The organism is Amycolatopsis echigonensis (genome assembly GCF_014174495.1).
Taxonomy (GTDB): Bacteria; Actinomycetota; Actinomycetes; order Mycobacteriales; family Pseudonocardiaceae; genus Amycolatopsis; species Amycolatopsis echigonensis.
This window is the reverse complement of record NZ_JACJHR010000066.1, coordinates 1-14,581: the sequence shown is the minus strand read 5'-3', so window position 1 is coordinate 14,581 and position 14,581 is coordinate 1. Positions and strand designations below refer to the sequence as shown.

The following is a 14,581-nucleotide window of genomic DNA, read 5'->3' as shown; positions in this document are numbered from 1 at the left end:
GCAGAATGCCTGACACCGCCCAAGTTCGCTTACAGCTTTACTCCGCGGGGGTCGCCGCCGCTTCTTCGGTGACCTGCGTCTCCTCGGCGGGGGCTTCTTCGTCCGCGCCGAACAGCTCGCTCAGGTCGACCTCGGACCCGGACGCGTCCTTCACCGTGGTGCCGCGCACGACGGAGGCCAGAGCCTTGCCGCGGCGGACGTCGGCGTAGATGGCGCTCAGCTGGCCGGACTGCTGGGCCCGCTGCACGTACTCGTCCGGGCTGACGCCGAAGCGCTGCGCCTGGTAGATGATCCGCTCGGTGAGCTCGCCGTCGTTGACCGACGTCTGCTCCTTGTCGGCGATGGTGTCCAGCAGCAGCTGCGTGCGGACGGCCTTCTCCGACTCCTCCTTCACCTCGGCGTTGAACTCGTCGAGGGTGCGGCCCTCGGCCTCCAGCGCCTTGGCGAACTGCTCCTCGTCGTGGTCGAACGGGTGGACCGCGTCGTGCTTGCGGTTCTCGATCTCGGCCTCGACGACCTTCTCCGGCAGCGGCACCTCGGTGCGCTCGAGGAGGATCTCGAGGACCTTGTCGCGCGCCTGGACGCCCTGCTGCATCTTCTTGACGCGGCCGAGCCGGGTGCGCAGGTCCTCGCGCAGCTCGTCGATCGTGTCGAACTCGCTCGCCAGCTGGGCGAACTCGTCGTCGGCCTCGGGCAGCTCGCGCTCCTTGACCGACTGCACGGTGACGGTGACCTCGGCGTCCTGGCCGGCGAACTCGCCCGCGACCAGCTTGGTGGTGAACACCTTGGTCTCGCCCGCGGCCGCGCCGACGATGGCCTCGTCGATGCCGTCGACGAGCTGGCCGGAGCCGATCTCGTAGGACAGGCCGGTGGTGGAGGCCTCCTCGACGGGCTTGCCGTCGACGCTGGCCGACAGGTCGATCGACACGAAGTCGCCGGTCTGGGCCGGGCGCTCGACGCCGGTCAGGGTGCCGAAGCGGGCGCGCAGCTCGTCGAGCTGCTCGGCGACCTCTTCGTCGGTGGTCTCGACGTCGTCGACGCTGATCTCGAGGCCGGCGAGGTCGGGCAGCTCGATCTCCGGCCGCACGTCGACCTCGGCGCTGAACTCCAGCACCTCGCGGTCCTCGAGCTTGGTCACCTCGAACTCGGGCTGGCCGAGCGTCCGGACCTCGCCCGCGCGGACGGCCTCGATGTACTTGGCCGGAATGGCCTCGTTGACGACCTCGTCGAGCACCGGCGCGCGGCCGATCCGGCTTTCCAGGACGCGAGCGGGGACCTTGCCGGGGCGGAAACCGGGGACGCGCACCTGCTGGGCGATCTTCCGGTACGCGGCGTCGAAGTTCGGCTTGAGCTCGTCGAACGGCACCTCGACATTGATCTTCACTCGCGTCGGGCTGAGCTGCTCGACGGTGCTCTTCAAGGTCTTCTCCTCGAGCGGTAAACGATGGGGGCGGACAGTCCCTCGGGACCGCCCCGGTCACCTGCTGACCGGGATATCCGAGTCTAGGCCAGAGGGTTGACAAGACCGGCTGCGGGGCTCCCGCCGAGGCGGTGTCGATCAGCGGAACCCGCCGCGCGCCCGTAGCGTCGGGGACGTGGTTTCCGGGCAGCAGAGCGAAGGTCCGGCCGCCGCGGCGGCGCGGCTCAGCGGGTTCGAGGCGGTCCCACAGGGCAGGTCGGGCACCCTCAGTGAAGTAGTGTTGACCAAAGGTGACCGGCGCGTCGACGCGGTGGTGAAGCGCGGCCACGCTCCGGGCGCGACCCGGGCCGAGGCGGCCGGGCTGCGCTGGCTGGCCGAGGCGGACGCGGTGCGGATCCCCCGCGTGCACGGCGCGGACGACACGTGGCTCGTGCTGGACCGGGTGAGCGAGAGCACGCCATCGCACGCGGAGGAGTTCGGCCGGAATCTCGCCCGGCTGCATTCGGCCGGAGCCCCGGCGTTCGGCGCCCCTCCCCCGGGCGGCTTGACCGACGCCTGGATCGGGACCGCTCCGATGCGCAATTCCCCGGGCGAGTCGTGGCCGGAGTGGTACGCGGAACACCGGGTCCTCCCTTACGTCCGGATTGCCTCCGACCTTCTCGACCCGGCGGTGTTCGAACGGGCCTGCGCGCGGATCCCCTCGATGGCCGGTCCGCCGGAACCGCCCGCCCGGCTCCACGGGGATCTGTGGAGCGGGAACGTCCTGTGGGATTCGGACGGGGCGGTGCTGATCGACCCGGCCGCGCACGGCGGGCACCGGGAAACGGACCTCGCGATGCTGCATCTGTTCGGCTGCCCGCATCTCGAGCGGATCGTCGCCGCCTACGACGAGGTCGCACCGTTGGCGGACGGATACCGGGAGCGGATCGCGCTGCACCAGCTTTTCCCGCTTCTGGTGCACACCGTCCTGTTCGGACGGTCCTACGCCGGGCAAGCGACCGCGGCCGCGCGCTCGCTGGGCTGAGTCAGCCAGCGTTGGGGCCGGCACCGCCGGGCTGGGTTCCGGCCTCGGTGACGGAGGTCGCGGTCGCGGTGGCGCCGTTCACCGTCGCGACGATCGTCACGTCCTCGCCGGTCCTGATTCCGGTGGCGGTCGCGGAGTCGATGACGTAGACCTTCGTGAACCCGTCGGTGCTTTTCGCGGTCAGCGAGGTGGCGCTCAGCGCGGTGACCTCGCCGGTCTGCGTGAACTTCGTGCCGGAGCTGGTCGCGAATTCGCCGTGCAAGACGGGGCCGAGGCCGCCGCCGGGACCGCCCTGTCCGGCCGGGCCGCCCGCCGCCGACGCCGCGGGATCGGCACTGGTCGACGAGGACGACGTGGCCGCCCAGATCGCACCGCCGCCGCCCGCGATCAGCACCGCGGCGATCCCTCCGGCGATCCACTTGGCCCGGTTCGGCCGGGCCGGGCCGGGTCCGGGCGCGGCGCCCCAGGCCGGTTCGGGCGCGGCGGGCGGGTTCGGAGCGGGATGCGGTGCGGTCATGGCGTTCTCCTTCGTTCGCGGCTTGCTGACCCCACCGTGCGGACAGCTGCTGTGGTCGCCCTGTGTTCCCGGCAAGTCGCGCCTGTGGCCCCGAATCGCCGGAACCGGGCGCAACCGCACAGCGCGCTCACAGGAAGCACACATCGCCCCCACACCGTCGGAACGCACGCTCGGGGCATGAGTTCGCGCACGAGATCCGCCGCCGCCCGGTTCGGGCGCCGCTCCCTGCGCGCGAAACTCACGGTGTCCGTCGTCGTCCTGTTGTCCCTTGTCTGCTTGGTGATCGGCGTGATCAGCGAGTTCGCCCTCCGCGCGTTCCTGATGTCCCAGACCGACACCCAGCTCTCCGCCGCGACCGCCCGTGCCCTGGACTTCGCGACTCACCCCGGCCCGCCCGGCGACGGGGAACGCAACCCGCTCGACGCCCCGGGACAAGGCGCGGGCACCGTCAACGCCCACTTCTCCCCCGAGGGCACGAACGGCACCGGCGGCTGGCTCACCCAGCACGGCCAGCGCGTCACCCTCACCTCCGACGAACTGGCGGCACTGCAAGACCTCCCCACCAACGGCCGCCCCTACACCCGCACCATCGGCAGCCTCGGCGACTACCGCCTCACCGCGTTCCCGGTCCCCGACGGCGTCGTCATCACCGGCGTTCCCCTGGCACCCATGCAGCAGACGCTGCTGACCGTCGGCCTGATCCTTTTCGGCGTCGCCGCTGCTGGGGTGACCGGTGCGGCGTTCCTCGGTGCCTTCGCCGTCCGCCGAACCCTGCGGCCGTTGGAACGTGTTGCGGAAACCGCTTCGCGAGTCTCCGAACTTCCGCTGGACCGCGGCGATGTCGACCTGTCCGTCCGTGTCCCCGCCCAAGACACCGATCCGCGCACCGAAGTCGGCCAGGTCGGTGCGGCGCTGAACCACATGCTCGGCCACATCTCGTCCGCGCTCGAAGCCCGGCACGCCAGCGAACTGCGGGTCCGGCGGTTCGTCGCCGACGCCAGCCACGAACTGCGCACCCCGCTCGCCGCCATCCGCGGTTACGCCGAACTCGCCGGACGGTCTGGCAGCCACGCCCCGCCGGACGTCGCGCATTCGATGACCCGGATCGAGTCGGAGGCCGACCGGATGACGGCACTCGTCGAGGACCTCCTCCTGCTCGCCCGCCTGGACGCGGGACGTCCGCTCGACGTCGCCGAAGTCGACCTGACCCGCTTGGTCGCGGACGCGGTCGGCGACGCGCACGTGGCCGGTCCGCACCACGGCTGGCAGCTCTCGATGCCGGACGAACCGATCCTCGTGCTGGGCGATGTCCAGCGGCTGCACCAGGTTTTGGCGAATCTGCTCGCGAACGCGCGCGTCCACACGCCGCCCGGCACGACGGTCGTCACCGCGCTCGCCCGGTCCGCGGACGGCAGTGCCGTGGTGACCGTGACCGACAACGGCCCGGGCATCCCGCCGGAGCTGCAGCCAGCGGTGTTCGAACGCTTCGCCCGCGGAGATTCGTCCCGGTCGCGGGCAGCCGGTTCGACCGGGCTGGGCCTGGCGATAGCGTCCGCCGTGCTGACCGCGCACCACGGCGCCATCACGGTCCGCAGCCGCCCCGGCAAGACGGAATTCGCCGTGCGGCTGCCGATCGCGGTCCCGGCTCAGCGGACGCCGGTCGCGGATGACCGCAGGTCCCACAGCGGGCACACAGGGTAAGCACATCCCGGCCCCAGCTCACGCCGCGAGGCTGACCGCATGACCGCAGTCGCGACCCCTTCGACCGTTCCCGCCGTGCCGGTCCAGCGCGCCGAGCCGAGATGGGTGCGCCCGGCCCTCGTGCTGCTGCTCGTCGCCACGGCCGCGCTTTATCTGTGGGATCTCGCCGCGTCCGGCTGGGCCAACGCGTTCTACTCCGCCGCCGCCCAAGCCGGAGCACAGAGCTGGAAGGCGTTGTTCTTCGGCTCCACCGATGCGGCCAACGGCATCACGGTGGACAAGACACCCGCCGCGCTCTGGGTGATGAGCCTGTCCGCGCGGCTGTTCGGCGTTAATGCGTGGAGCATCCTGGTGCCGCAAGCGTTGATGGGTGTCGGCTCCACGTGGCTGCTCTACGCGACTGTCCGACGCACCTCAGGCGCGGCAGCGGGGTTGCTCGCTGGCGCGGTGCTTACCCTCACCCCAGCCGCGGCGCTGATCTTCCGCTTCAACAACCCGGACGCGTTGCTGGTGCTGCTCCTGATCGCCGCCGCCTACTGCACGGTACGAGCGCTCGAGAAGGCCAGCCCGAAATGGCTCGTTTTCGCTGGCGTGGCAATCGGATTCGGCTTCCTCGCCAAGATGCTGCAGGCGTTCCTCGTGCTGCCCGCGTTCGCGCTCGCGTACCTCGTCGCCGCACCGACCACCGTCGGCAAGCGACTACTGCATTTGCTCGCAGGATTTGCTGCGGTCGTCGTTTCGGCAGGCTGGTATCTCGCCGTAGTGGCGTTGTGGCCAGTCGCGGACCGGCCGTACATCGGCGGCTCACAGAACAACAGCCTGCTCGAACTCACCTTGGGGTACAACGGTTTCGGCCGCATCACCGGCGACGAGACCGGCAGCGTCGGCGGCAGTCCGGGCGGCGGCTGGGGCAGCACCGGATTGTTCCGGTTGTTCGGCAGCGAGATGGCGGGCGGCATCGCGTGGCTGCTGCCGGCGGCGGTGCTCGGGCTCGGCGCGGGCCTGTGGTTCACCCGTTACGCGCCCCGCACCGACCGCGGCCGCGCTTCGCTGCTGCTCTGGGGCGGCTGGCTGATCGTGACCGCCGCGGTGTTCAGCTTCATGGGCGGGATCATCCACCCCTACTACACCGTCGCGCTCGCCCCAGCGATCGCTGCGCTCGTCGGAATCGCCGCCGTCCAGTTGTGGCGCATCCGCGGCAATCCGGCCGCTGTAGGGCTTTTGAGCGGCGGTGTCACGTTGACGACGGTGACGAGTTATCTGCTGCTGGACAGTTCTTGGCAACCGTGGCTTGCCCCGACGGTCCTCATCGTTGGGCTTTTGGCCGCGATCGCACTGTTTTTCGTCCAGCACTTCGGCCGGGTCGCCGCGGTGCTGGGACTGGTCGTGCTGCTGACCGGAACCGGCGCGTACAGCTTCGCCACCGCGGCGACTCCGCACAGCGGCGCGATTCCGTCCGCCGGACCGAACACCCGGCGGATGTTCGGCGGTGGCGGCCCGGGAGGTTTGCTCGGCACCAGCCTGCCCGGCGCGAACCTGACAGCCTTGCTTCGGCAGTCCGGCGATCACCGGTGGGCCGCGGCGACCGTCGGGTCCAACAACGCCGCCGGATACCAGCTGGGCAGCGGCAAACCGGTGCTCGCGGTGGGCGGATTCAACGGCACCGACCCGTATCCGACGCTCGCGCAGTTCGAGCAGTACGTCCGGCAAGGGCAGATCCGCTACTTCCTCGGCGACGGCCTGACCATGCGCGGCTCCAGCAGCGGAAGCGACGCCGCCGCCCGGATCGTCCAGTGGGTGGCCGAGAACTACCAAATGACCACTGTGGACGGTGTCACGGTCTATGACCTCGGTGCCTGATTCCGTGCCGTGCGGCCAAGATCACCCGAGCGGGCGTACGTCGCACAGCGCAGGCACAGGAACACCACAACGTGGCCAAAGCCCGGCAGACGACGGTGAACCCATGAACGCCACCGCCCCTTCCCGCAGCAGCGCCCCGCGGCCCGGGACGACTCCGGTCGGCCTCGGCGGCCCGCAGCCCGTGCTGGACGTCGTCATCCCGGTTTACAACGAGGAAACCGACCTCGAACCGTGCATCCGCAGGCTGCGGGCGCATCTCGCCGAACGCGCCGGCTACCCCTACCGGATCACCGTCGCGGACAACGCGAGCACCGACAAGACCCTTGCCGTGGCCGAGGAACTGGCCCGCGAGTTCCCCGAGGTCGAGGTGCGCCACCTGGACGAGAAGGGCCGCGGCCGCGCGCTGCGGGCCGTCTGGTCCGATTCGGACGCCGCCGTGCTGGCCTACATGGACGTCGACCTGTCCACCGACCTGGCCGCGCTGGACCCGCTCGTCGCGCCGCTGCTGTCCGGACATTCGGACGTCGCGATCGGCAGCCGGCTCGCCCGCGGCGCCCGCGTGGTCCGCGGGCCGAAGCGCGAGTTCATCTCCCGCTGCTACAACCTGATCCTCCGCGGCACGCTCGCCGCCAGGTTCTCCGACGCGCAATGCGGGTTCAAGGCGATCCGCGCCGACGTCGCCCGCGCGCTGCTCCCGCACGTGCGCGACACCGGCTGGTTCTTCGACACCGAACTGCTCGTGCTCGCCCAGCGGTCCGGGCTGCGGATCCACGAGGTGCCGGTCGACTGGGTCGACGACCCGGACTCGTCGGTCGATCTCCTCGCGACCGCCGCGGCCGACCTCAAGGGCATCGCCCGGATCACCCGCGCGACCCTCACCGGCGAGATTCCCGTGCACCGGCTGCGCGAGCAGCTCGGCCGCGAACCGATCGGCGTGGAGGCCCCCGGGGTGTCCCCGAGCCTGGTCAAACAACTCGTGCGGTTCGCCGCGGTCGGCATCGCCAGCACTGTCGCGTACCTGCTGCTTTTCCTGCTGCTGCGGACCGTGGTCGGCGCGCAAGCGGCCAACTTCACCGCACTGCTCGTCACCGCCATCGCGAACACCGCGGTGAACCGGCGAGTGACGTTCGGCGTCCGAGGACGGGCCGGAGCCGGGCGGCACCAGTTCGAGGGGCTGATCGTGTTCGGCCTCGGACTGGCGCTGACGAGCGGTTCGCTCGCCTTGCTCAACCACACCACCAATCCCGGGCTCGCCCTGGAGACGACCGTGCTCGTGCTGGCGAACCTCGCCGCCACGGTGCTCCGTTTCCTGCTGCTGCGGGGCTGGGTCTTCAATCCGCGCCGTGCCGCTACCGAGGAGTCGTCTTGAGCACTGTCCTGTCCGCCCGGCCTGCTGCCCCGGACGCGCCGGATCGCGCGGAGCCTCGCTGGGCCCGCCCGTCGATGCTCGGCCTGCTGGCACTCACCGCTGTCCTGTACTTCTGGAACCTGACCGCTTCCGGATTCGGCAACTCGTTCTACGCCGCGGCCGTGCAGTCGGGCACGCAGAGCCTGAAGGCATGGCTGTTCGGTTCGCTGGACGCCGGGAACGTGATCACTGTCGACAAACCGCCCGCTGCACTATGGGTGGGAACGGCTTTCGCGCGAGTCTTCGGCTTCTCCAGCTTCACCGTGCTCGCCCCGCAGGCTCTGATGGGCGTCGCTTCCGTCGGCCTGCTGTACCTGACGGTGCGCCGGGTTTCCGGGCCACTGCCGGGTTTGCTGGCCGGGGCGATACTCGCGCTGACGCCGGTCGCCGCGTTGATGTTCCGTTTCAACAACCCGGACGCGCTGCTCACCCTGCTGCTGATCGCCGGTGCGTACTGCACCGTGCGAGCGATTGAGAAGGCGAGCCCTCGATGGCTTGCTTTCGCAGGCGTGGCAATCGGTTTCGGCTTCCTGACGAAGATGATGCAGGCGTTTCTCGTGCTGCCCGCGTTCGCCCTGGCGTACCTGGTCGCCGCGCCGACCGGTCTCGGGAAGCGATTGCTGCACTTGGTTTACGCCGGGGTCGCGGTGGTCGTGTCGGCTGGCTGGTTCGTGGCGCTGGTGGAGATCTGGCCTTCGGCTTCGCGGCCGTACATCGGCGGGTCGACCGGGAACAGTCTGCTCGAGCTGGCGCTCGGGTACAACGGGCTCGGGCGGATCTTTGGCGGGCAGGGCAACGGCGGCATGGGCGGCGCCGGCGGCGGGATGGGCGGGGGCAATACCGCGTTCGGCGGCAGTTCCGGCCTCGGACGGATGTTCGGCGCGAGCTTCGGCACCGAGGTCTCGTGGCTGCTGCCCGCCGCGCTGATCGGCCTGGTCGCCGGATTGTGGTTCACCCGGCGCGCCGCGCGCACCGACCGGACCCGGGCGTCGCTGCTGGTCTGGGGCTGCTGGCTGTTCGTGACCGGGCTGGTGTTCAGCTTCATGAGCGGCACCGTGCACCCGTACTACGCGGTGCAGCTCGCGCCCGCGATCGCCGCGCTGGTCGCGCTTTCCGGGCACGCGCTGTGGCGCGGCCGGGCGCACCCCGGACCGCGGATGGTGCTGGGCGGGATGATCGCGGCGACCGCGGTGTGGGACTTCATCCTGCTCGACCGCACGCCGGACTGGTTGCCCGCGCTGCGCTGGGCGATCGTGGTGCTGGGGTTGCTGGTGAGCACCGTCGTGGTGGTCGGGGTCCCGCGGGTGCGGACGGTCTTGATCGGCCTCGCCGCGGCGATCGTCCTGACGCTCGGGGTCGGCACGGCCGGGTACGCCGTGGAGACGGTTTCCTTGCCGCACAGCGGTTCCATCCCGACTTCCGGCCCGCGTACGACCGCCATGGGCGGCAGGGGCGGTTTCGGCGGCGGGATGGACGAGACCAGCGGAACCCTCGCGCAGGTGCTGGGCGGCACGACGACGAAGTGGGCCGCCGCGACGACCGGTTCGCAGTCGGCGGCGAGCCTGGAGCTGGCGAGCGGCAAGTCGGTGATGGGCATCGGTGGCTGGGACGGCAGCGATCCGGCCCCGACGCTGGAGCAGTTCAAGCAGTACGTCGCGGCGGGCGAAGTGGCGTACTACGTGGACGGCGGACGGGGCGGCGGTCCCGGCGGCGGGTCGAACGACATTTCCGAGTGGGTGGCCGCGAACTTCACCGCGACGACGATCGGTCGCGAAACTGTCTACCAGCTCACCCGGTGAGTTCGGGAATCCTCAGCCTCTTCCCAGGAACGAGGCGCATTCTGAAAAGCACGGAGAGGCATCCGCCGCGAACGCCCGGGAGGTCACGATGGCCGGATACCCACGCTGGCACACCGCGAGCGAGAAGGGGCCGCGCGAGCGCAATGCCGATGCGGTGAGCGCCTACGCGGCCGCCGGGGCACCCGGGATCACGTTCGCGCTCGCCGACGGCGTGGGGGACGACCCCGGTGCCAGGCGAGCCGCCCAGGTCGCCGCCGCGGCTGCCGCGCGCACCCCGGTCGAAGCCGGTCCGGTCAAGGCGATTTTGGCCGCACAGCAAGCAGTTCGCCGCCTGGGCGGCACCGGAGACGCGGTTCTCGTGGTGGCGATGCCCTTCGCCGGCGGATACCGGATCGCGTGGGTCGGCGACGCGCGGGCGTACGCGTGGGACGGGTCGATGATCCACAAGCTCACGCAGGACCACACGCTGGCGGAGTACTTCCGCTCGCGGCACCAGCCGTACTCGCCGCGGATGGAGCATCTGGTGACCACGAGCGTCCGCACGGCGAAACCGGAGGAGATCGGCACGACGGAAACCCCGAGCGGCGGTCTCCTCCTCACCAGCGACGGCGTGCACAAGGTCCTGCCGCCCGCGACGATCGACGAAATCCTCGCCGACCCGGCCCGCGGTGCCTCGGCGTTGGTCGCGACCGCCATCGCCCTGGGCGGCCGCGACAACGCCACGGCGCTGTTCGTGGAACCCGCGGACGTGAGGACGCGGGTGACGGAGAGGTTTCCCACCGCCGCCTGAGCGGGGTCAGGCGTGATCGCGTTTGAGGTTCCGGTACTCGCGATAGACGAGCACGATGATCACCGCGTCGAGCGCCGCGAAGAACGGCAGCGCGATCGAGTGGGTCTCGAAGGCGCGGTAGATCTCGTACACGACGAACGCCGCGAGCACGACCATCGCGACCGGGTAGGCGCGCACCCACTTGCGCGCGAGCGCCCACACGAGGCCGAGCTTGAGCAACCCGTGCGCCAGCAGGTACGCGACGGCGAACGTCTTGGTGCCCCCGCCGGTGAAATGCTCGGCGGCGGTTTCCAGATGCCGCGCGAGCGTGCCGGAGGGGTCGCCAAGCAGGTCGCGGGTGATGACCGCGTTGACGAACCCGTTGACGAACGTCGCGGGGATGAACGCCAGGATCAGCGCCCCGACCAGTTGAAGGCCTCCGTCGAGGCCCTTCAGCGTGATCGCGATCCGGAACAGCCGCTCGGTGGAACGGGTAGAGGTCTCCTCGCTCATCGGTACAGGAAACCGGAAAAGCCCGAGCGTTGCTGGGTTGAAGGCCGGGTTTCGCCCAGGTGATCCGGTTTGCGTGCCCTGTGGCGGGGGTCTCTCAGCGCTAGCTCACCCTCGCGCCGAACAGCCTTCCGCTAGCTCCCGCCGCTTCGCCGGGTCCGGCCCGCAGCTCAAGCCCTCACGGCCCGTTGCCCTTGCCGAGCTTTTCCCGTCACTCGCGAAGCATTGCCGCACCTCCCTTGCTCTGACATTCCGCACATCGCTCGTACCGTTTCGTGTGATTGTGCGGATCCTGCCCGTACACCGGAAAACACGCGGCCCCGCACAAGCCGAGAAACACCGGCCCGCACCGAAGCGGACGGCGTCCGACCTGGTGCGCGACCCGGATCGCGTTCTCCGGCGCGCCCGCCTGCGGCAGCCAGCCGTGCGCGGGCAGGCTCGCCAAGACGACCTCGTTGAGGTGATCTGCCCGCCGGACCAACGCGCGGCCGAGGTCGAGAAGGCGCTCGCCAAGGTCCCGCACCGCGTCGGGCCGCGGGCATCGTTCGTCGAGCGCGCGGGTCAGGAAGCCGAGGTCCAGCGCGAGGGTGGCTTGCAGGTCGCGAATCCAGGCAACCAGTTCGGGGCCGGTGAGCCCGACGGCCGAACTGCGCTGCTCGGGGAGCCTGCTCCAGCGTCCGGTCATGCGCCGTTCCCAGCGAGTGCCAAGCGCCATCCCTCCGCACTGCTCACGCCAGGCACCGTTCTTCGTTCGAGCGGGCCTCTTCCTGTCGGCGGAGCCATTCCTGCGCGCAGTCAGAGCACGTCGGGTCGAACCAGTGGCCGCCGAGCTGCGGTACGTCCTGGCGGGCGACCGTGACTTCGGCTCCGCACAGCGCGGTGAACGTTTCCCCGGGTCGCGGCGCGAACGGCCCGTCGAGCGCGTGCCGTTTTCCCTCCGCCTGCTGCCATCTGAACACCGGACTCCTCCCCTTGTGGTGCATGGAGTCCCATTTGGGATGTCGCCGCCGCGTAACGCAAGCCCCCGTTCCGAGTGATCACCGGAATCGGGATTTTCCCGCAGCCACAAGCATTTCCGCGGTCGCCGGGGACCGAGCCGCGGGTTACCGACGGGTTAGATGTCACCAGGTGGTGACACCCCCGGGAGGGCGGACGCCGCCGCGATTGTTACGGCACCCGTGCTGCCTCAGCGATGCGAGGCGCGGCAGCAGTCACGGGCACCGCGAGGGGGAAAGCGGCGGGCGTCCGCGGGCATCACCTCGCTTCCGGGAGTGCGGTCGCCGCTATGACTGCTGTCGCCAAGCGCATACGCAACCCCTGCGCGGGGGTTGTCACACGACAGTGGCGCGAATAGCCAGCACGCTGGGCTGGATCGCACCCCGGCGGAGTGGCGGAAGCAGCGCTTGGGCATGCGGAGTGGATACAACGAGCCAGCCGGAGTCGCGCCAGGGATCGAACTCTGCGTCACAGCGGTGCGGCCGACAACGCGCCGGAAGCAGCGCCCAAGAACGCCGGGTGGCCACTCCGCGCCAGCCGGAGTCACGCCGGGAATCGAACTCCGCACCACAACGACTGACAACGGAGCGGAAGCAGTGTCCGGGCCGTACATCGTGGGCACCCCGAGCCCTGCCGGAGTCACGCCGCAGCCGCCAGGACCCCGCAAGCCATGCAAATCACGCCACGGTGGTGCGGCTGATCAGCACATCGAGGCCCGGGCCAGTGAGATCGTCGGCCGCCGCGCGGCGGCCGGCCAGGGCGAGCAGCATGGCCTCCGCCGGGCCGCGGACTTCGATGCCGTTCCCGGACGCCCAGTCCAAGTCGGTCGCGACGGCCCGCAACCCGGTCAGCCGACGCGACACCCCGACCGGCGGTGCGCGCAGCGACAGTTCCAGCGCCCGGCGCAACCGGGCCGCTGGGATCGTCCGCGGCAGCCCGAGCGGGCGGCGGATGTCCTGCTGATGGATCAGGCCGTCGAGAAACCCGACCATCCCGCCGAACTTGCCCAGCATCCGGCCCGGCTGCGGGTACCGCCGCATGACGCCGATCAGCTCCTCCGGCGCGCGCACCCGGTACTCGGCGAGGCCGATCTCGTTGGACCGCTTCAGCGACAGCCGCGCGCGGCCAAACCGCTGCGCCAACTGGCGGCCGCTCAGTTCGTCGTAGCTCACGACATGAGCGACGACCGAGCGCACGTTCCAGCCGGCACACAGCGTCGGCTGTTCCCATTGGTCCGGCGTGAGCGTCTCCAGAAAGTCCGCGAAGTCGGCGCGCTCCTCGCGAGCCAGCGTCCGTGCGTCCATGCCCTCCCCCGTCTGCGGCGCACACTCACGGTAGCAGCGCTGCGGTCACATTCGCCGGGTTGATCAACGCGACAGCCTCCAAAGTGGATCTCCGCGGATATTCATCCGATCAGGTCGAATACGAGCTGATGGATAACATCATGAATGGCCCGGAAGATGGTGAATACCCGTTCCTGAAAGACCAGACAGGACGGTTCCTACGGAGAATTCCCGCCCCGGGTTAGCGCGATCGGCGGCGAGCGTGCAAAGATGGCATTGCCGCAGGCAGGAGGGGTTAATCGGGTGGAATATTCCATTCCCTCGACGCCCCTCGCAGCCACCGGAACCGGTTCCCCCGGGGGCAGCCTGGGAACTGCGTTCCGGTATCTTTCCGGCGGACAAGAAAGGATGCACAATGACCGTTCCTGGCGCGGAAAATGCAGGCCAGGCACCCCGTCGGACAGAAAAGCCGGACACCGGCGACGACAGACCGTATGCCGTCACCGTGAGTCAACACCCCGGCCGGGTGACCGTGACGTTTCACGAACCGGGCATGCCCCAGCTGGCACCGGCAGTGCCCTCGCTGCGGCCGAGCACGCGCCCGGCCTATCCGTCGTGGAAGACGGCGCGGACGTCGGTCGAACTGGCCGCGCAGCAGCCGGACGGCGCGACTCAGCCGTGGCAGCTGATCGCGGTTCTGCTGACCCCGCTCGTCGGGGCGACCGCGATCGTCTTCGCGACCGCTGGAGTCCCGGCCGGTCTGGCCACCGCGGGCGGAGTGGTCCTCATGCAGGTCGCCGCCACCGTGCTCCGCAAGCGGCACACGACGAACCGGCGCACCTGACCACCCTCGAAGCGGACGCCGGCGGCGACTCACGGCCGCCCGCGTTCTGCGCTCCCGGTGCCCGGCCGGGCAGGGCCGGGCACCGGGAGACGAGGTCGCTGCGCCGAGATCGGCCCACGGCCGCGCCGCTTGCCGCTTGCCGACGACGGGCGACGGGCGACGGGCGACGGGCGACGGGCGACGGGCGACGGGCGACGGGCGACGGGCGACGGGCGACGGGCGACGGGCGACGGGCGACGGGCGACGGGCGACGGGCGACGCTAGCGCGGAGGGGAGACCGGGGTGTGGAGATCGCCTACCTCATGGACAGGATTGCGGGCTCACTCGCCCGGCTTGCCGCTCAGCCCCGTTGCGCCTGACCCCACCGCTCGACCCGGCCCGCCCGCGTGCTCGGCTCGGCTCGGCTCGGCTCGGCTCGGCTCGGCTCGGCTCGGCTCGGCTCGGCTCGGC

General features: G+C 70.5%; 13 protein-coding genes. 7 read left to right on the top strand and 6 right to left on the bottom strand.

Features of this window, described 5'->3' with window-relative positions; all coding sequences use genetic code 11:
- Positions 1-37: 37 nt before the first annotated feature.
- The gene (gene tig, locus H5411_RS33900) at positions 38-1,420 is read right to left on the bottom strand and encodes a trigger factor (protein WP_101434201.1); all 1,383 of its coding nucleotides are present in this window, start codon (positions 1,418-1,420) and stop codon (positions 38-40) included.
- A gap of 175 nt (positions 1,421-1,595) precedes the next feature.
- On the opposite strand from tig, the gene H5411_RS33895 reads away from it, so the two are divergent.
- Positions 1,596-2,444: a fructosamine kinase family protein gene (locus H5411_RS33895; protein WP_101434200.1), complete on the top strand. Its 849-nt coding sequence runs from the start codon at positions 1,596-1,598 to the stop codon at positions 2,442-2,444.
- A 1-nt stretch (position 2,445) separates the two neighbouring features.
- Here H5411_RS33895 and H5411_RS33890 read toward each other — a convergent pair whose 3' ends face one another.
- Complete coding sequence (locus H5411_RS33890; protein ID WP_101434199.1) at positions 2,446-2,961, bottom strand: hypothetical protein; 516 nt, start codon at positions 2,959-2,961, stop codon at positions 2,446-2,448.
- A gap of 177 nt (positions 2,962-3,138) precedes the next feature.
- Between H5411_RS33890 and H5411_RS33885 the strand changes: the two genes are divergently transcribed.
- From H5411_RS33885 to H5411_RS33865, 5 genes are all read left to right on the top strand, one after another.
- Positions 3,139-4,662, top strand: coding sequence for a sensor histidine kinase (locus H5411_RS33885; protein WP_183126146.1), 1,524 nt, complete (start codon positions 3,139-3,141; stop codon positions 4,660-4,662).
- Between the two features lie 39 nt (positions 4,663-4,701).
- Positions 4,702-6,522: a glycosyltransferase family 39 protein gene (locus H5411_RS33880; RefSeq protein ID WP_101434197.1), complete on the top strand. Its 1,821-nt coding sequence runs from the start codon at positions 4,702-4,704 to the stop codon at positions 6,520-6,522.
- 103 nt (positions 6,523-6,625) lie between these two features.
- Complete coding sequence (locus tag H5411_RS33875; RefSeq protein WP_101434196.1) at positions 6,626-7,891, top strand: bifunctional glycosyltransferase family 2/GtrA family protein; 1,266 nt, start codon at positions 6,626-6,628, stop codon at positions 7,889-7,891.
- A complete protein-coding gene (locus tag H5411_RS33870; RefSeq protein ID WP_183126145.1) occupies positions 7,888-9,729 on the top strand; it encodes an ArnT family glycosyltransferase in 1,842 nt (613 codons plus the stop codon). Before H5411_RS33875 ends, H5411_RS33870 begins: the two co-directional genes overlap by 4 nt.
- Positions 9,730-9,817: 88 nt before the next feature.
- Positions 9,818-10,519, top strand: coding sequence for a PP2C family protein-serine/threonine phosphatase (locus H5411_RS33865; RefSeq protein WP_183126144.1), 702 nt, complete (start codon positions 9,818-9,820; stop codon positions 10,517-10,519).
- A 6-nt stretch (positions 10,520-10,525) separates the two neighbouring features.
- Here H5411_RS33865 and H5411_RS33860 read toward each other — a convergent pair whose 3' ends face one another.
- From H5411_RS33860 to H5411_RS33845, 4 genes are all read right to left on the bottom strand, one after another.
- Positions 10,526-11,011: a DUF2127 domain-containing protein gene (locus H5411_RS33860; RefSeq protein ID WP_101434193.1), complete on the bottom strand. Its 486-nt coding sequence runs from the start codon at positions 11,009-11,011 to the stop codon at positions 10,526-10,528.
- Positions 11,012-11,219: 208 nt separating this feature from the next.
- Positions 11,220-11,693 (bottom strand): hypothetical protein, encoded by a 474-nt coding sequence (locus tag H5411_RS33855; protein ID WP_101434192.1) that lies wholly within the window; start codon positions 11,691-11,693, stop codon positions 11,220-11,222.
- A 43-nt stretch (positions 11,694-11,736) separates the two neighbouring features.
- Positions 11,737-11,967, bottom strand: a complete 231-nt coding sequence (locus H5411_RS33850) for an HC3 family zinc finger protein (RefSeq protein WP_312878673.1) — start codon at positions 11,965-11,967, stop codon at positions 11,737-11,739.
- Between the two features lie 714 nt (positions 11,968-12,681).
- Complete coding sequence (locus H5411_RS33845; protein ID WP_101434190.1) at positions 12,682-13,308, bottom strand: maleylpyruvate isomerase family mycothiol-dependent enzyme; 627 nt, start codon at positions 13,306-13,308, stop codon at positions 12,682-12,684.
- Between the two features lie 484 nt (positions 13,309-13,792).
- On the opposite strand from H5411_RS33845, the gene H5411_RS33840 reads away from it, so the two are divergent.
- The gene (locus H5411_RS33840; RefSeq protein WP_143271347.1) at positions 13,793-14,131 is read left to right on the top strand and encodes a hypothetical protein; all 339 of its coding nucleotides are present in this window, start codon (positions 13,793-13,795) and stop codon (positions 14,129-14,131) included.
- Positions 14,132-14,581 lie beyond the last annotated feature (450 nt).

Coding starts and splice junctions, on each gene's coding strand:
- H5411_RS33865 (WP_183126144.1), top strand. CDS start 9,818: ATGGCCGGATACCCACGCTGGCACACCGCGAGCGAGAAGGGGCCGCGC.
- H5411_RS33890 (WP_101434199.1), bottom strand. CDS start 2,961: ATGACCGCACCGCATCCCGCTCCGAACCCGCCCGCCGCGCCCGAACCG.
- H5411_RS33880 (WP_101434197.1), top strand. CDS start 4,702: ATGACCGCAGTCGCGACCCCTTCGACCGTTCCCGCCGTGCCGGTCCAG.
- H5411_RS33845 (WP_101434190.1), bottom strand. CDS start 13,308: ATGGACGCACGGACGCTGGCTCGCGAGGAGCGCGCCGACTTCGCGGAC.
- H5411_RS33885 (WP_183126146.1), top strand. CDS start 3,139: ATGAGTTCGCGCACGAGATCCGCCGCCGCCCGGTTCGGGCGCCGCTCC.
- H5411_RS33855 (WP_101434192.1), bottom strand. CDS start 11,693: ATGACCGGACGCTGGAGCAGGCTCCCCGAGCAGCGCAGTTCGGCCGTC.
- H5411_RS33875 (WP_101434196.1), top strand. CDS start 6,626: ATGAACGCCACCGCCCCTTCCCGCAGCAGCGCCCCGCGGCCCGGGACG.
- H5411_RS33860 (WP_101434193.1), bottom strand. CDS start 11,011: ATGAGCGAGGAGACCTCTACCCGTTCCACCGAGCGGCTGTTCCGGATC.